The organism is Bradyrhizobium sp. MI1.10, assembly GCF_055811035.1.
This window is the reverse complement of record NZ_JBVVPN010000007.1, coordinates 191,143-207,721: the sequence shown is the minus strand read 5'-3', so window position 1 is coordinate 207,721 and position 16,579 is coordinate 191,143. Positions and strand designations below refer to the sequence as shown.

The 16,579-nt window shown below is 58.4% G+C and carries 15 protein-coding genes and 6 pseudogenes; 9 read left to right on the top strand and 12 right to left on the bottom strand.

The genetic code is table 11. The annotated features are described in order from the left end of the window. Nucleotides 1–301: 301 nt before the first annotated feature. Nucleotides 302–499: pseudogene (locus AC0L3K_RS10410) on the top strand (hypothetical protein); the annotation flags it as partial. Here the strand turns inward: AC0L3K_RS10410 and AC0L3K_RS10405 are convergent. From AC0L3K_RS10405 to AC0L3K_RS10380, 6 genes and pseudogenes are all read right to left on the bottom strand, one after another. Continuing rightward, nucleotides 499–711 (bottom strand): hypothetical protein, encoded by a 213-nt coding sequence (locus tag AC0L3K_RS10405; protein WP_354129343.1) that lies wholly within the window; start codon nucleotides 709–711, stop codon nucleotides 499–501. The pseudogene AC0L3K_RS10410 and the gene AC0L3K_RS10405 sit on opposite strands and share 1 nt — an antisense overlap. Before the next feature lie 80 nt (nucleotides 712–791). Then, a pseudogene (locus AC0L3K_RS10400) lies at nucleotides 792–1,214 on the bottom strand (Y-family DNA polymerase); the annotation flags it as partial. A 2-nt stretch (nucleotides 1,215–1,216) separates the two neighbouring features. Then, nucleotides 1,217–1,942 (bottom strand): SOS response-associated peptidase, encoded by a 726-nt coding sequence (locus tag AC0L3K_RS10395; protein ID WP_473365922.1) that lies wholly within the window; start codon nucleotides 1,940–1,942, stop codon nucleotides 1,217–1,219. A 263-nt stretch (nucleotides 1,943–2,205) separates the two neighbouring features. Continuing rightward, nucleotides 2,206–3,234 (bottom strand): IS110 family RNA-guided transposase, encoded by a 1,029-nt coding sequence (locus tag AC0L3K_RS10390; protein WP_354129308.1) that lies wholly within the window; start codon nucleotides 3,232–3,234, stop codon nucleotides 2,206–2,208. A gap of 82 nt (nucleotides 3,235–3,316) precedes the next feature. Then, on the bottom strand, nucleotides 3,317–3,766 hold the full coding sequence (locus AC0L3K_RS10385; protein ID WP_354129309.1) for a hypothetical protein: 450 nt from the start codon (nucleotides 3,764–3,766) through the stop codon (nucleotides 3,317–3,319). 44 nt (nucleotides 3,767–3,810) lie between these two features. Then, the gene (locus AC0L3K_RS10380) at nucleotides 3,811–4,206 is read right to left on the bottom strand and encodes a hypothetical protein (RefSeq protein WP_354129310.1); all 396 of its coding nucleotides are present in this window, start codon (nucleotides 4,204–4,206) and stop codon (nucleotides 3,811–3,813) included. A 145-nt stretch (nucleotides 4,207–4,351) separates the two neighbouring features. Here AC0L3K_RS10380 and ku point away from each other — a divergent pair. The 4 genes and pseudogenes from ku (at nucleotide 4,352) to AC0L3K_RS10360 (ending at nucleotide 7,523) form a co-directional block, all read left to right on the top strand. After that, nucleotides 4,352–5,280: pseudogene (gene ku, locus AC0L3K_RS10375) on the top strand (non-homologous end joining protein Ku). A gap of 64 nt (nucleotides 5,281–5,344) precedes the next feature. After that, entirely contained in the window at nucleotides 5,345–5,659 is a 315-nt protein-coding gene (locus tag AC0L3K_RS10370) for an NUDIX domain-containing protein (protein ID WP_473365907.1), read from the top strand. Next, nucleotides 5,601–5,876 (top strand): annotated as a pseudogene (locus AC0L3K_RS10365) (Y-family DNA polymerase); the annotation flags it as partial. The gene AC0L3K_RS10370 and the pseudogene AC0L3K_RS10365, both read left to right, overlap by 59 nt. Before the next feature lie 728 nt (nucleotides 5,877–6,604). After that, nucleotides 6,605–7,523: pseudogene (locus AC0L3K_RS10360) on the top strand (lipid A biosynthesis lauroyl acyltransferase). On the opposite strand, the gene AC0L3K_RS10355 reads toward AC0L3K_RS10360, so the two are convergent. From AC0L3K_RS10355 to AC0L3K_RS10330, 6 genes are all read right to left on the bottom strand, one after another. Continuing rightward, nucleotides 7,503–9,119, bottom strand: a complete 1,617-nt coding sequence (locus AC0L3K_RS10355; RefSeq protein ID WP_473365906.1) for a B12-binding domain-containing radical SAM protein — start codon at nucleotides 9,117–9,119, stop codon at nucleotides 7,503–7,505. The pseudogene AC0L3K_RS10360 and the gene AC0L3K_RS10355 overlap by 21 nt on opposite strands. Nucleotides 9,120–9,360: 241 nt before the next feature. Further along, nucleotides 9,361–10,017 carry a Rap1a/Tai family immunity protein gene (locus AC0L3K_RS10350; RefSeq protein ID WP_354129312.1) on the bottom strand — a complete coding sequence of 219 codons (657 nt, stop codon included), beginning with the start codon at nucleotides 10,015–10,017 and terminating at the stop codon, nucleotides 9,361–9,363. Between the two features lie 142 nt (nucleotides 10,018–10,159). Continuing rightward, the gene (locus tag AC0L3K_RS10345) at nucleotides 10,160–10,849 is read right to left on the bottom strand and encodes a hypothetical protein (RefSeq protein WP_473365905.1); all 690 of its coding nucleotides are present in this window, start codon (nucleotides 10,847–10,849) and stop codon (nucleotides 10,160–10,162) included. Nucleotides 10,850–10,936: 87 nt separating this feature from the next. After that, on the bottom strand, nucleotides 10,937–11,137 hold the full coding sequence (locus AC0L3K_RS10340; protein ID WP_275174697.1) for a hypothetical protein: 201 nt from the start codon (nucleotides 11,135–11,137) through the stop codon (nucleotides 10,937–10,939). A 212-nt stretch (nucleotides 11,138–11,349) separates the two neighbouring features. Beyond that, on the bottom strand, nucleotides 11,350–11,934 hold the full coding sequence (locus tag AC0L3K_RS10335) for a protein-S-isoprenylcysteine O-methyltransferase (protein ID WP_354129313.1): 585 nt from the start codon (nucleotides 11,932–11,934) through the stop codon (nucleotides 11,350–11,352). Nucleotides 11,935–11,939: 5 nt separating this feature from the next. Then, complete coding sequence (locus AC0L3K_RS10330; protein WP_354129314.1) at nucleotides 11,940–13,172, bottom strand: hypothetical protein; 1,233 nt, start codon at nucleotides 13,170–13,172, stop codon at nucleotides 11,940–11,942. Here AC0L3K_RS10330 and AC0L3K_RS10325 point away from each other — a divergent pair. From AC0L3K_RS10325 to AC0L3K_RS10310, 4 genes and pseudogenes are all read left to right on the top strand, one after another. Continuing rightward, on the top strand, nucleotides 13,171–14,079 hold the full coding sequence (locus tag AC0L3K_RS10325) for an SGNH/GDSL hydrolase family protein (RefSeq protein WP_473365904.1): 909 nt from the start codon (nucleotides 13,171–13,173) through the stop codon (nucleotides 14,077–14,079). The genes AC0L3K_RS10330 and AC0L3K_RS10325 overlap by 2 nt on opposite strands. A 182-nt stretch (nucleotides 14,080–14,261) precedes the next feature. After that, nucleotides 14,262–14,522 carry a hypothetical protein gene (locus tag AC0L3K_RS10320; protein WP_354129315.1) on the top strand — a complete coding sequence of 87 codons (261 nt, stop codon included), beginning with the start codon at nucleotides 14,262–14,264 and terminating at the stop codon, nucleotides 14,520–14,522. A gap of 965 nt (nucleotides 14,523–15,487) precedes the next feature. Next, nucleotides 15,488–15,787 (top strand): annotated as a pseudogene (locus AC0L3K_RS10315) (VRR-NUC domain-containing protein); the annotation flags it as partial. Nucleotides 15,788–15,932: 145 nt separating this feature from the next. After that, nucleotides 15,933–16,382: a 3'-5' exonuclease gene (locus AC0L3K_RS10310; protein ID WP_473365903.1), complete on the top strand. Its 450-nt coding sequence runs from the start codon at nucleotides 15,933–15,935 to the stop codon at nucleotides 16,380–16,382. Nucleotides 16,383–16,579 lie beyond the last annotated feature (197 nt).

The window sequence follows — 16,579 nt, the reverse complement described above, 5'->3', positions numbered from 1 at the left end:
GACCGTACGAGACAACGTACAGAGTCTCTGAAAGAACGACATCGGCACGCCTGCCGCGCAAAAAAATCTAACATGCGTGACTCCCAAGCCAGAAGAACCGGGCTAGGATGGGCTTTCCCTTGATGGGGGCACCTCATGTTCGACACGGCAACCACCGCGCTAGTGCGCGCGGTCCCCGACCAAGTATGTGAAGGCGTCTCGCACCGCGGCATCGGAGCACGTACCCACGTCGCAACGAACATTCTGGAAGCTGCTACCAGAGGCGAGGTCTCACTGGAGGGGCTTAGGCGGGTCGGCCGCGATGCCTCGTCCCGTGCACCCACGATGTGGCGCTGATCGATCCGGAGGGGGCGTGAACTTTCAGGTGACGGTCCTCAAGATCCTGGTGAGCTATCCGGATGGCTTCGCCGTCATGGAGGATCTCAAACGGGTGGACGCGAATGGGCGGAGCGGACCGAGCCAATGCAGGTTGATGGCGCTGCGCGTGGGTGCCACCGACTAAGGACCCTTGACCAACCCCGCGCGCCGCAGCGCGGCTCCCAATCGCTCCTTCTCCTTATCCGAGCGGGCTTTTTCGGCCTGCGATCTCTTCTCGAGAGCCTCAAGCTCTGCCTGGATATCAGCTACCCGCTTCGCGTGCTCTTGCTCGGCCTTGTCCAATGCAGCTTGCGCCTTGTCGACCGCCTGCTGACGGCGTTCACGCTCGGCCATTCGATATCGAAGGTATTGCTGGTCAGCGTCGCCGGGTCAAAATGGCCTTCTCCGGCGAATGCGCTAACGCGCTTCCCTCCTCGCTGTCGGATCGCCAACGCGACATCCCGCGCCAACGGAATGCCCTGCAGATTTTCCGTTCACGTCAAGGTAAGCCTCGTCCAGCGACAGCGGCTCGATAATCAGCGTATGCTCGGCGAAGATCTCGCGGATCTGCTGCGAGACTGCCTTGTACACCTCGAAGCGCGGCTTGACAGATCAGATCGGGGCATTGCCGTTTTGCCGTGACGGACGGCATGGCCGAGCGCACCCCGAACTTCCTGGCTTCATAGCTGGCTGCCGCCACGACGCCGCGCTCGCGGGATCCTCCGACCGCGACGGGCTTGCCGTGGAGATCTGGATTGTCGCGCTGCTCGACGGACGCATAGAAGGCGTCCATGTCCGATGTGGATGATCTTGCGTTGGCGGCCCGGGGAAGCCGCCTGGTCGTCCTCGTCCTCGATGGTCAGGTCGCTAGCCCGACCGTATCTTCCTTGACGCCGCGGGCGACAATCCGGAGTGCCTCATCCGGCAGCGGCCGCTGAAGCTTCAGGGCCTCGTCCCGAGGGGCTGTCATCCAGGTCTCGACTTCGTCTGGCGTCGTCAGGATCACCGGCATCGCCTTGGGGTGGATGGCGCCGACCTCGCCGTTCGGCTCGGTCGTGAGGAACGCGTAGAGGTCGTTGGTCGTCTCACCTTCCTTGACCTTCCGGACGGACGTCCAGTTGGTCCAGATGCCGGCGAAGCAGGCGAGGGGACGGGTCTCGTCGAGCGCGAACCAGATATCACCGCCCTCAGCCTTGTTGAATTCACTAAAGGAGTTGAACGGCACCACGCAGCGGTTTTCGGCTCCCAGCCATCTCGTCCAGTGCTTGCTCTTCACGTTGCGGATGTTCGTCGTGCCGCCGTCCGGCTCCATCCGTAGCAGCTCCTTGAAATCGACGGCCTTGCCCTTGGCCTGCAGCTTCTCGGCTCGTTTCTTCGTGGCGTCCATCAGCGCTTTTGACGACGACGGCATTCCCCAGCGCGCCGTGGCGAGTTCGCGGCCCGCGGCCCCGTTGCGCACGATCGGTGCCTTGTAATCGGGAAACACGCCCGGCATCGGCGCCAGATTGCCAACGTATCGGTTCACGACGCGGAACAACGCGGTAATCGCGGCTTGATTGGTCGTGATCGAGTAGAGATTGCAGATGTGGACGGCCCCCCACTTGTCAGGATGGTAGCAGACTTTTGACCTGATCGCTTGCTATCAGATGTCCGGCCTGTTTGCTCGGACAAAGTCCGCTGGCCAAGATGGTGTTCGCTACGCACGCTCCAAGCACATAGGCGACCTTGATGATGCCAGTGTAATCTACGGAAGCTCGCGCGTATCGACCGATCGGTCCTTCCATCTACTGCGTCCTGCAAGTTCGTGGGCTATCCGCCGAGCAACTCGCTCGCGGTGCCGATTTCAGATCAGACGGGCATGGCGGCTACCGGTCGGTTGTATACTCCGCCCGATATCATCAATCGCCAAGCGATACGGGCGAACTTGTTGGCCAAGGCCACCGCCACCAATTTCGGCGGCTTTCGCTCCAGTAGCGATGCAAGCCAGGGTGTGGGCTTATGACGGCCCTTTCGAATGTGCCTTAGCAGCGCGGTCGCGCCGACAATCAACGTCGATCGGAGCATTGAGTCTCCGGCCTTTGTGATTCCGCCATATCTTTGCCGGCCGCCCGTCGAATGATCCTTGGGTGTCAGTCCGAGCCAAGCGGCAAAGTCGCGGCCTGACCTGAACGTCTCCGGCGGCGGCGCCTTCATGCTTAGCATGGACGACCCAATCGGACCGACGCCGGGAATCGTCGCGATCCGCCTGCTGACATCATCGTCGCGGTGCCACCTCATTAGCTTGGCTTCGATCTTTGCCAGGCGGGCTTCGACCGTGGCATATTCCTCTGCTTGGAGTCGGAAGAGATCCTTTGCCATTTCCGGTAAGCTATCATCCTCGAGCACCCGCTTGATAAGTTGCGCGACATTCTGCCGACCGGCGGGGCCGCCGATGCCAAACTCAGCCGCATAGCTCCTGAAAGCATTGGAAAGCTGCGACTTCACGCTGACCAGGCGTTCCCGCACAGTCATTAACATGCAGGCCGCTTGGCGTTCCTTCGATTTGACCGGTACAAACCGCATACTCGGCCGGGTGACCGCCTCGCACAGCGCTTCGGCATCGGCCGCGTCGTTCTTGCCCCGCTTCACGTAAGCCTTCACGTACTGAGGTGGGATCAGCTTCACCTCGTGACCGAACGACTGCAGCAGGCGCGCCCAATGATGCGAGCTGCCGCAGGACTCGATGGCGACGAGAACCGGTGGAAGCCGCTCGAAGTAGCGGATCATCTCGGCTCGCCGGAACTGGCGGCGGACCACCACCACCTCGTTCTCATCAACACCATGAAGCTGGAAAACCGACTTGGAAGTGTCCATACCGATGCGAACAGGAAGATTCATCAGACTTTCCTCTCATCTAGCTGTGACGCTGACAGCGCCATAGAACCGTGGGGATGAGAGGCCGTCCACACCAGCACATTGGTCAGGCTTCGGTCCGAGGGTGGCGCGGCTGCCAAGCTAGTTGTAGTAGAGTCGCGGAAGGACGCCGGCCCGCCTTCGCGCATTTGCGGCAGCGCAGCCGGCTGCCGAGATCGTGCACGAAGGTGGTCGGCGGATGCTTCATCGCCGCGAGGTCAACATCGCTCGGCGTCTTGCAGCGCGCGCACTGGATCTCCAGCCAAGGGAAGCCTCCATTCACGGCCTGGTCGATCGTCGGGGACGGATCAATCGGCTCTCCGTCTGACCACATGCGTTCGTTCCAACTCTCGCATAGCAGCCTGTCCGCCCGCTGGATGAGCGCTTCCCCCTTCGCCCGCGTCTCCGCCGATTGGGTAGCCAGAATGTTGGCCATTGCCCTCGCCTTGCCAAGCTCCTTCGCCAGAGCCTTGCGGTCGCCGCCCGACAGCAGCGTAGGGTGATACTTCGGGGCCATCCACATCCAGACGCGAAAATATCGGATTGGCGATCCGGAGCGGGCTACGGCGTCTCGAACGCCGGCCAGCACCCGTCCTCTTCATGTCTGCCAGTGCGCTGCTGGCAGGTGTTGTCGAGCAGCCGTTGCGCGACGTCCTTCCAGACCGCGTTGCCGCCATACAATCGGACTGCGTCGGCGGTCTGGATTTCCACGGTCCGCTCGCAACGACGGCAGGAGATGCGCAGCACGTGGCGCTGAATCTCGGAAAGACGCCGCTGCCGCATCTGGGCTCCGGTCGCGTCGGCGCGAGGCTCTTTGAGGACCGATTCCCAATATTCGGCCGGGAGGGGGGCATCTGGAGCCGCGGCGGGGGAAGCCGGCCTGCGAGCGGCCTCAGCAGCCAGTTTTTCCATCTGCTTTGGGGTCGGCATGCGCCAGCTTGCGGGTCGATCAGTCATGCCGGAATTAGAACATAAAGAGAACAAAAGTCGAGTCCACTCAACCGCGCGGCGAGAAAAAATCATCCTGGTGGACGGGCCGCGATGTCGGAACCAAGCCGGGCCGTTCGTCTTGAATCCGGCATCAGTATCGGAGTTCCCCGCCATGGCCCCCCGCGCGAACTGGAAAGGCTTCCTGCGTCTTTCCCTCGTCACCTGTCCGGTCGCGCTCTATCCCGCCACCTCCGAATCCGAAAAGGTCTCGTTCAATCAGCTGAACCGAAAGACCGGCCATCGGATCAAGTATGCCAAGGTCGACGCCACACCGGCGAGGAGGTCGACAACGAGGACATCGTCAAGGGATATAAGGTCGACACCGACACCTTCATCGAGCTGACGAAGGAGGAGCTTGAGAACGTCGCGCTGGAGTCGACGCGAACCATCGAGATCGACGAGTTCGTTGACCGCAGCGAGATCGATCCGAGATATCTCATCCGTCCTTATTATCTGCGCTCTGACGGCAAGGTTGGCCATGACGCTTTTGCCGTCATTCGCGAAACGATCCGGGAAATGAACAAGGTCGCGATCGGTCGGGTGGTCCTGACCAATCGCGAACACATCATCGCGCTGGAGCCGCTCGACAAGGGGCTGATGGGGACCCTGCTGCGCTATCCCTATGAGGTCCGCTCCGCGGATGAGTATTTCGACGATGTCCAGGACGTCAAAGTCACCAAGGACATGCTCGACCTCGCCAAGCACATCGTCAATCAGAAGGCGGGACACTTCGAGCCGGACAAGTTCGAAGACCAGTACGAAACCGCCCTCATCGATCTCATCAACCAGAAGCGCGCCGGTAACCCCATCACCGCGAAAGCGCGTCCCCGCGGCGAGAACGTGGTGGACCTGATGGATGCGCTGCGCAAGAGCATCGGACGAGACGCGGCGGCAACGAGAGAGGCGCCGAAGAAGCCAGCCAAGAAGGCGCGCAAAGCAACAGCCGGGCAGAAGGAAATGCTGATGCCGATTGCCGGCAAGCAACCGGCGAAGGAGGCCGCGAAGAGGCCAGCGGCCAGACCGCAGCGGAAGTCAGCCTAACTTGTCGTTAAGCATCCAGTGACGCTAGACGGCCGTTACTTCGTCGTCCGCGGCAGGGAGCGATATGGCTGCGCTGAAAAAAACTTCCAGGAGATCAATGTTGAGTGCGGGCATTCTCGCCTACCGCAAGGGCGCTCGCGGGCTCGAGGTTCTGCTCGTTCATCCCGGCGGTCCGTTCTGGCGCACAAAGGATAACGGCGCCTGGTCCATTCCGAAGGGCGAAATTGATGCCGCGGATGCTCCGGAGCAGGTCGCGCGGCGCGAGTTTGCGGAAACTCGGCCCGAGTGCTTCGATTGGTCCACTCCGGGCGCTGGGGGAGATCCGTGCGAACATCAAGGAGGTAACCGGCCTCAACGCTTCAGCCGGCATCTCCTATAACAAGTTTCTCGCAAAGCTCGCCTCCGATCACCGCAAGCCGAACGGACAGTACGTCATCTCGCCAGATATGGGGCCGGCGTTCGTCGAAGCCTTGCCCGTCGGCAGATTTCACGGCATCGGGCCTGCGACCAGCGCCAAGATGTGAATGCACTGGGTTTCTACACGGGGCATGCGCAATCAGTCGCTCGAATTTATGCAGACCAGTTTCGCCAAGGCCAGTCCGACGCCATGCGAGACGGTCGAGCATCCCTTCGCAACGACTTGCACTTCCAAGCGATATGTCGACGCTACACGAGCGCGCTCTGAGTTGGGCACGATAGGTGTCGGGCGCCCTTCCCGTTCCTGCGCGTGGCGAATGTCCGTTCGGCTTATCCTCAGTCTTAGCTGGGTTGATTGACGCCAAGACAAGGAGGTCGGTCAGGATTTCGTGCACATTAAAGGTCACGACCGTTTTTCGTGCTCGATAATCGCGTCAGTCAAGCGCGCGGCGAGCGGCCGCTTCACGGCGGGATTTCTTATGGGCTCAAGTGCCTTCCCGGCAGCGTTTAGCAGGACAGGTGCGGTCTGAGAGCGCCTCGCGCAAGCTTGAAGCGAAGTCTCGAAACATCACCTTTAGCAAGCCCTCCCAGTTTGCATCGAACGAGGGCATGACCAACAACGTGGAAGACTTCCTTCGCGAATCGATTCCGATCGAGGCTAGCAGCTGAGTGGTGGTGTCCATGGGCTACTTCACCGAATGCCGCAGGGTCGTCCCTGCAGACTATCCTCGCGGGAGAAGCAACCGGTCCGTCCCATTGGCGGACATTTACTCCGAACGAAGCTCGATCCGAGAGGCGCGCCCTGCGCAACTCGTTGGTGTCTTTGATCGCATCGCGTATCGGTGGTATGATGATGCACGCTGAAGAGGTCGAAAGCTGAAAAGTGTTAGCCAAGGCTGTCGTTGCTATGCGCACTAGGCCCCACTTTCGTGACGTAGCCAAGCTCCTGGGCCAAGCGGCGGTGGGCGCGTTGACGATCGGCATACTGCGCACCGCCCGCCATTTCGATCCGACCAAGACTGCCAACTTGTTCGCCCGGATCACTCGCTCAATCGGGCCCATGATGCGGGAGCAAAAAGACTGGTCGAGCCAATCTAACCGCCGCATTTCCGGAGAAATCGCCTGCAGAGATCGAGACCATTCTCGCAGGCGTCTGGGACAATCTCGGTCGTGTAGGCGCCGAATTCGCGCATCTTGATCACATCTGGAAGTACGATCCCGCACGGCCCGAGGATAGCCGGATCGAAATCGACAAGCGCTCGTATGAATTGTTTACACAACTGCGACTCGACGGCAAACCGGCGCTGATCTTTGCAAGTCATCTTGCCAACTGGGAACTTCCCGCGCTGGCAGGCGTCGCACACGGGCTGGACACCGCGATCCTGTATCGCCGACCCAACATCGCGTCCGCCGACCGCATCATCCAGGATATGCGGGCCGTGAACATGGGGACGCTTATTGCGGCTGGTCGTGACGCTCCCCTACGACTTGCGGAAGCCCTGAAAAGCGGACAGCACGTCGGGATGCTGGTCGACCAATATCTGACCAACGGGGTCGAGGTTACTTTCTTTGGCCGCAAGACCAAGGCCAATCCGATGCTGGCCCGACTGCTGCGGCAGATCGAGTGCCCGGTTCATGGCGTGCGCATCATCCGCCTACCCGGACACCGCTTTCGTGGCGAACTGTCTGAAGAAGTGAAGCCCGTCCGCGATGCCGCAGGACAAATCGACGTTCAGGGAACGATGCAGGCGGTCACGTCGGTGATTGAGGGCTGGATCCGCGAATATCCCGATCAGTGGCTGTGGCTACACCGTCGCTGGCGGTAGCACCCGCTCAAGCTCCGCGGCCGGCAGCGGAAGCACATCGTCCAGTTCGGCAATGCGGCGGTCAATCTCGCCAATCACGCGCTCCGAGAACGGCCCGAGGTGCATGTACAGCGCCATCAGCATGACGATGTAACGCAGTGCACCTGGATTGGTCTTGGCGACCTCGACGAAGGTCTTCCAGAACGGCTCGCGAACCTCCGGCACGGCCCGCATGATCTTGTGTACGCTGTCGATGCCACCAAGCCTCTTGCGCACATCGCCATCGGGCAGGTCGCGGCGCCGGTCGGACCGGTCGAGCATGGCTGCGAGACGCGATAGCCGTCCTGCATATGCCGCCGGACTATAGACGTGCCCGAGCACGGCCTTGTAATCGGCAAGGATGTCACGAAGCGGACGCTTGGTATCGAAATTACAGCCGAGCGTGCACTGATCGCCCGCCTGCTCGACGTTCATGAGATCATGGCCCTGGTGCAAGCGGCCTTCCGCGGCCAACCGGCGTGTAAGCTGCGTCCCAGGCAGCGCATAAAGCAGTCCAACGATGGAGACTGGAATGCTTGCCTCCTCGATGAGGTCGGCCATCGCCTGTCCTATCGAGGCATTTTCGCTATCGAACCCGACGATGAAGCCAGCGGTGACGAACATGCCGTAGCCGTAAATCTTGTGAATGCACTCGGCGATGTTGCGCCTGGTGTTCTGCTTCTTCTTCATCTGCACGAGCGTCTCGGGATCCGGGCTCTCGATGCCGACGAAGATCGCGAAGAAGTTCGCATCCTTCATTGCCTGCAACAACTCGCTGTCGTCCGCGATGTTGATCGAGGCTTCGGTTGAGAACTCGAATGGATAGTCGTGGTCTTCCAGCCAGGCTTTGAGCCGCGGCATCAAGGTGCGGAGGTTCTTCTTGTTGCCGATGAAATTGTCGTCGACGAAGTCGACATGCCCGCGATAACCGTGATCGTAGAGTGCCTGCAACTCTGCGAGAATCTGGTCGTTGGTCTTGGTACGCGGTACGCGACCATACAACTCGATAATATCGCAGAACTCGCAGGTGAACGGGCAGCCACGCGAATACTGCAAGCCGACGTATAGATAGTGATCGAAGTTGAGAAGATCGTAGCGGGGCATCGGACTCAGCGTGACATCTATCTTGAATTTCTCGGCGATGAACACGCCTTTGCGTTCGCCGCTTTCCCAAGCGGCAATGAACTGCTCGATGACATGCTCGGCCTCGCCGATCACCTGAAAATCCGCGTCCGCGTAAAGATGCGGGCTGGAGGAGACGTCCGGCCCACCGACACATACTGGCTTGCCGCGCAGGTGAGCGAGATTGATCAGGTAGATGGCATCCGGTTGCTGGTTGAGCATACCGCCGATCATCACAAGATCGGCCCAATCGAGGTCCGCCTCTGTCAAAGCCTCGGTATTGCGGTTGACGAGGCGGATGTCCCAATGCTTCGGCAACATAGCGGCGACGGTGATCAGGCCGAGTGGCGCCGTTGGATACTTCGCACCGACGAGTTCGCAGGCCTCCGCATAGTTCCAAAACGAATTCGGAACGAACTTCGGATAGATCATCAGGACGCGGCAGGGGATTGTCATGCTGTTACAGGCCCGGGCGTTGATGGCGCAATGCCCCGCTGTTTATCGGGGCTCAAGGATTCGCTTTCGCTCGTCGATAAGACGTTGAGTGCTGATCGTGGAGGTGTGCACTGCGGTCCCGTTTCGCACCTCCGCGGCAGTGCATTGCGAATCAATCAAGCCTGACGGAACATATCCTCAGCCGAGAGATGAATATGAAGACGGACCATAAGCCTAGTATCAGTATCCGCAGATACGCCTTCTAATTGGATTTTTTTGGGGCACGCTTTTTCGATCCAGTTCCGGTGGACGACTGAGCGTCGTCCCCACGGCAGGGCCAAGCATCTCTGAATGCTTCGATGGCGACGGTGATCCCCGGTGCATCCACTCGATCCGGATTGTTATCAAGATATCGCAGAAGAATCTTGGCACTCTGCAAAGTGCTGCCTTGGGCGGGGGGGCATGCACGCACGTCAGCTGGCAGATTTGGTGAAAAGAGCATCGCAGTCTCGATCATTCCCTCACATACGCCAGCGGACCGAGCTTCGTCCTGATTCCGAAACGAGTTCTGAACAAGCAGTTCGCAGTACTTTTGCGCGTCGCTTCCTTTATCGACAACCGTGGCGCTCGCCTTCCCGATGACCGATAGGATTAGGCCGGCAACAATAATATGGACCCGCATCGGCGTCCCCCGAACAGCGGCGCGACAGCTTACTGGATTCAGTATGCCGCAATAAAGCGGCCGCCCGCGCCGTTCCAAGCGGCTCCGACGGCTTAGCTGATAAAAAGCGTCTGATCCACCGTCTAAATAAGAGCGGCGTGAACTCAGCTCTTCCTTCCATAAAGCCGAAGTGTCGACTTTATAATACGCAGCTTTCCGCGCCGTTGCCGTCGCAAAGGTCGGATCCGCCGTGATCATGATCGCGGATCAACATAGGCGAACTGATGGTACAGATCTCGACATCGAACCGCATCCTCAAAGAGCAAGCTCGCTTGAATTTCTTGAAAACCTCACACCTATCCTGACGCAAGGAAAACTAGATGAACTCAATCCGAGGATTCTAGCCTCGGCCGGGTTCAAGCTGGACTGTCTTTCGCCCCCCGTTCAGCTCTCTGAGTTTGTTGACGTATTCCTCAGGCTTTAGCAGGTGAAACGGAGCATTGAGGCCCATAAAAGTCGCTATGCGGCCAAGGAAAGCAGTGCAGTTGATCGTTGCTGCATTCCACAGCGGCGAAGTGTCCTGCAGGTGCTTGATATGAGCAAAGACCTTCTTTGCGTCAGCCTCATTCAAATAGACGCGATAGCTGGCCGTCAGATATTGCTCGTCAAGATCACCATAGCTCGCACCCGTCTCAGAGGGGACAAATATGAGGTGTCCCAAGAGGTACGGTATCTCGTCGCCGGCCGGAGCCAGACCAGCGACCTCGACCTGCTTTTCGCTCGTCTTCCCGTACCAGACGAATGCATGACCGTACGTTGCTGCCGTGCGGGCACGAAAATCAACGTAGTAGGGACCCGTGGCGGCAGCTCTTCGAACTGGCTTTACATCTGATGTGGCCGGCGTAGCAGCAGCCATGCTCTCCGCATGCTTCATCGCCGAACTGGGGAGAACGTCCCGTCGCTGCTGGTCGGTACGCGCCGCGAGTGGTTGTGCGCTACTGATCCCGGACCCCAAGCCCACAAAGGCCGCCAGCATGGCGGCCTTTGCAAGGAGCTTTAGACCCGGATATTTCCGAATCACTCCCACCATCTTCGAATCCTCTTGGATCCAAGAACCGATGCCACAGGTAGTCTGCTACCCCACACGAACGCCGCTGGCGTCGGAATGGAAGTCAGATCAACCTTTGGTCACCAACGGAGCCGGGGCAGCGACCGGGTATTTGCCCACCGGGCTCTTACCAACGGGGTATTTGCCAACGGGATATTTGCCAACCGGCGCGGCGGCGGCGGCAACCGGCTGAGGCCGTGGCATGTCGGCAGCAACTGCGGTTCCCACGAAAGCCAGAGAAGCGATTCCAAGGACAACGAATTTCAACATCGGGTTCTCACCATTGTTCGGGAGGGATTGGAATTCACCTGACACGCATAGAAATAACCTGACACTCGCCACGACACTAACGAATAGACTGGGGAGTCGGCGGTTCCGACAGCTTTTTCCGCCGCATGTTGCGGAAATGGCACGCAAATTGAGGCGTTTGGTTCCAAATCAATCTCGTGGGTACCACAGGTCGAGACGTGCCGGGACCTACCTCAGAGTATCCACGGGAAGACTCGACCGGTCCGCGCCATATATTCGCGATAGCTGTCGCCAAACGTCTGCAACATCATTCGCTCTTCTCGTGCGACGCGGCCAAAGAACAAAATCCCGAAGCCGGCCAGGCCCGCGAAACCGGCAATCCAATTAGGCAGCAGCAATGTCTGGGCGATAGCCCACAGCCAAAATGCCGAATACATCGGGTGTCGAACTCTCCGGTAAATCCCTTCCGTCACGAGTTCATGATTCTCCCGCACGTCGAGACTTATCGACCAATTCCGGCCGAGTGCACGGTGAGTAAGGTGAAACACGCCCAAAGCCGCAATCGCAAAGAAAGACCCCAGCCACGCCAACGAGGGATAAAAGCTGTGAGCTGCGAAACGAGGCATTCCAGTCGCTACGTAGACGAGCGGAACAAGTCCGAGTCCCGAAAGAGATGTAAGCAGGAGAGCAATTTCCAGGGGGCCGCGAGCGCTCCACACGATCCTGGCACGGCGAGAACGCCGCGCGTACTTATAACGTATAACGTACCAGCCGATCACCAACGCAACGAAGATGATTTTCGAAATGGTGGGCGTCATTTGAACTAGGCTGCCGCGCCCGGGATACCGGGCAGTTCGCTTCCTGACAGCGGCGCGCTCGCAATAAGTCCTCCGCCGTCAGCGATCATCGACAGGGCGCCATCCGGCGCGAGCGTCTGGGATTTGGCTGAAATAGGTCCGCAAGTGAGCATAAAGTAGTCATACGATGTTCGCTTATCATTTCCGCTAACGAACTGGCAGTGCAAGCGGAAGTAGTTGAAGCGGATGCGTCGATACATGTCGGCGTCAAGCATACGACTAAGTCTCACGATCCTAACGATCGCCTCGTTTTCTGTCGACAAGCCCATTTCGGCCATTGGCCGGCTTTTGTAAAAGTTCAACAGGTCGATGAGGGCTTGATAGTCGCCCCAGAAGATCGCGCGTGAATTGGCGACGCGTTCCATAGCGGTGCGAAAGCGTATTGCCTTCGGGTGCAGGCCGATCTTGAGTATGGATGATCCAACGCTCAAGAATGTCACGGGAGTTTTGTTCCGATCGAGCGTAGGGTCCAGCCTCAAAGCGCGATCAAGTAGATCAACCGCAAGTACGGCGCCAAGACTGTGCCCTATGACCAAAATTTCGTCTGCGGCGGAGTTGCTCGCCGCAGCCACGAGCTCGGCGGCCACTCTGTCAAGCCTCTGCTCAATTTCCGAATTAACGCATCGAATATACTCGCGAGAAAAAATCCAATCGTCGAACAAGTCGCCTAGGTGGAGCCAGCGCCACGGACCCGCCAAAACAGCTACGATTCCGAAGAGACCGCCACCGGCAGCGATAGCGATGGATCCGGTAATCTCGAATGCGACCACGCCAATCAAAAAGGCGGCCACGATGAGCAGTCCGAACATGACCAAGGGATAGAGAAAGAATAGTGCGTAGCGCCAGTTGGTCAGCAAGTACCGCCAGAGAGTGCCGGTTAAAACGAAATCCAGAAACGCAAGAATGCCGACGGAAATGCGTGAGCCAATGCTCCGACGCCCGAATGCCTCAATGACGTCGTGCCACCGGACCAGACGGTAATCGGTTTCGACGAGCCAATCGGGGCCGGTTGTCGTCACATTCCATCGAATCTGATCAGGGGTATCCTGCAAACCGTCAACGGTCGCTTTCACTGACCAGGTTCGTTGGAACCTGGCAATTTCGCGCACAAAGCGTCGTTGCGCGCTGACATGCGACGTGATTGGATCATAGCCGCCGATATGAACTACCAGCCGCTTCGCTACAGGCTTTCCGGACATGGTCTTATCCCCGGACTCATCGTGCTGCTCGCTGCCCACGCGTCAATCGACCTGTAATCAAACACAGACGTTTGACGCCAAGGGTTGTCAAGAGAGAATCGACCAGTTATTGGGGAACATGTGTCGATTTGTTCTTCCATGCGTAAGCCGAACCGCTCGAACAATAGCGTCAATCGGCGCGGTCTTGCTTATCGGATTGTCTGGCAGTGGGTCCTCTCAAGCGCAGGACGAGTTATCATCTGCCGAGAAATGCCTTTCAGCAAATTCCAACGCCTCGCTGGGTGCACAATTGCCCCGCACGGCGTCGCGTTTGAAATCTGGTGAGCCGTTAAAGATTGTAGCGATTGGATCATCGTCGACGGTGGGACTTTGGGTACTTAGGTCCGCGGCCACATATCCGGAGGTGATGCGCCGAGAACTCTCGAGACTTAGATCCAACGCCACGATCGAGGTCATCAACAGCGGTCGAGTCGGCGACACGATTCCGAACAACGTCGCACGGTTCGAGCGTGACGTTTTCGCGCACACGCCTGATCTCGTTATCTGGCAATTAGGTACTAATGACGTCGCCTGGGGTGGCCGGCCGGACCAAGGGCTCAAAAGAAGCGTTCTTGAAGGGGTAAGGGCACTTAAGGCGGGGTCTGCCGATGTCGTGTTGATGGATCTGCAATATGCGCCACAGGTGCTCGCCTCAGTTGGCTATTCGACAATGGAGGACATCATAATCGATGTCGCAAAACAGGAACGGGTCGGGCTGTTCTCTCGTTTTGCGCTGATGCGAAACTCGGTCAGTGCCGGGGTTGCGCAAAGCGCGCTTGTAACATGGGACGGATTGCACAACACCGCCGATGGTTATGATTGCATTGGACGAGGCCTTGCCCGAGCCATCTCAACGAGTGCGCGTTGAGAGGCCCTAGCTCAGGCGGGTCGAAGGTTGCGAGTTCGCATGAGTTTGGGCACCGACCGTGACAGCGACCCCGAGCGTGCAGATGCCCACCAACGCGAACAAAGACCAATTATCGTCGACAATCACCGCATCTCTCGCGGCGGTGACAGCAATTCGCACCGACGCTGTCAGGAGGTGCGCTCATGCACCATTATGCCAGCCAACTTGTTGACCTGTTACTGGTGCTTTTCGCCGCGTGGATGGTGCCGGCCACCATTTTTATTATCTACGCCTATTTCGCTCGCCTTAAGAATCCGGTCAGCGAATCGGTCTTTGGACGCGTCGTCATCATATCCTTGTTCTTCATAACCACGTCGATCTGGCTCCCGATAATTCTGACCGCCATAGCCCTATCATTGATCGGTCATTTGTGGTTCCGCTTCAGGGGACAACTACGCAAGTAGCTCGATTTGCTAGAGGCGAAAAAGATGGAGTCGAATTAGAGCAGCCCCTCAGCAAACAAAAAAAAGGTAGCGAAGCGATGTCCGCGTTTCTTCCAGCTCTGACGATAGCTGCTATCAATTTGATAACAATCGCCACGGCCGCAGAATGGCGACCGCAGTTTCTCTCGGCGTGCCAAAACGGTTGCGCGCAGCATGGTGGCTTTTCGACGGACGCTTGCTCGCAGATTTGCAACTGCATGGCCTCAGAATTGGAAGCGAAATTTAGTACCGAGACTCTCGGCTCCATTGATCCCCCGAGCGCTGAGCAACTACGCCAAACTAATGAAATCAGAATGCTTTGCGTCCGGCGAGTACTAGGACGTTAGAGCTGTTGCCATTGGCATGGAGGTCATCCACAGGTCCCCGCCCGACGTGCTGCTAACGAAAACGTGTACGCTCCGCTCGGCAACCATTCCAGGAGCGGGCGCCGGGCGCGGAAGGCGAAAGCGCCGGTAGCCGCGCCGGTGTTGAACCAAGTCCAATCCAACTATTGGTAATCATGCCTTATCGCGGCCGAGCGAGCCGCCCTGGGCTGGCGCGATGGGACGACAAAGCGTAGATCACTACCGTAGCTAAGGCATGGAAATGACACCCTGTTTGGTAAACACACTGTAAGATCAGGTCGATAGTGAAAATGGGTTGGAGAAGCGGTGATCCGTCAGTCAGCCAGTCAGGCCCATATCTCTCCACCGTGAACAGCGTCAAGCAGGAGTACTGATAAGCTTTTGGCAATTACCTTATCAGTTGGCCAACTGACTCCGTTTCGTATGAAACCTTATCAGTCTGCAAACTGACTCCGTTTTGCTCGAAAGCTTATCAGTCTCCCAACTCTTTCTTACGACCCGAATAACAGCTGCGGTGCTTGCGACGGTCGTCTCATCACCGTCTCAGCCGTAGTTTTACGGTCCCGAGCGTGGCTCTTCGCTGTGACGATCGACGAGAAGCTGGCCGCCATTGCGTCCGGAGCTTCTCTTCCGTTGATCCTCCGCACTGTCGCAGCAAAATGGGGCCGCCCGAATGGGATCTTCAGCTGGGATCATGTGCAAGTGGAGGCGCTCCGCGCGTTGCTCGAAGGATGCGATCCGATTGCGATAGTCAGCATTGTCCGCAGCATGTGCGACGACTTCCGCGGCATGCGGGACGGTTTCCCCGACCTGATGCTGGTGCAAGACGGCAAAGCGTCCTTCGTGGAGGTCAAGGCCGAAGGGGATGTGATCCGCCGCAACCAGCTGACCCGCCTCCGCCAGCTCGGCGCAGCCGGCATCATGGCCGAGATCGGTCGGGTGGATTATCGTTTCGACCCCGAGCAGGACTACGTGCGAGACGACCGGCTCCTGGTCGAATGGCGATCGCATCACCGAGATCGGCGCGGTGAAGGTTCGCAATCACTGTGTCGTCGACGAGTGGCATTCTCTCATCAATCCTCAGCGTTCCATTCCCGCAAAGATCGTTCAGCTGACCGGCATCACGAACGAAATGGTTCGGGACGCACCTTTGTTCGCGGAGGTGGCGGATCGTTTCATGGAGTTCATGGGAGACGGCATTTTCGTCGCCCATAATGTCAGCTTTGACTACGGTTTCATGTCCTACGAATTCGATAGGATCGAGCGGCGTTTCAGATTCCCGAAGCTCTGCACGTGCGCCGGAATGCGGCGGCGCTATCCAGGACACAAGTCCTACGGACTTGGGCGGCTTTGCGAGATATATGGCATCTCGCTCGACAATCATCATCGAGCCTTATGCGATGCGCGGGCCTCGGCGCAGTTGTTGAATCTCATAAACAAGAAGCGGAGCGAAGAGGGGTACCGCGAAGCAGCGTAGCAATTCATAACCAAGCAGGGGCCTGGACTGTGGCCGCATCTGAGAGCTCTAAAGCTTCCGGCCAAGTTCCACTGCGACCATGTCATTTCTGATAACGCGAAATATCACTTGCTCCGTCGGGCAAAACAGTGGTTCATAAGGCGCTGGTCCTAGCAGGACGAAGGAGCCAGCCCGATGGCAAATGACGTCGATACATC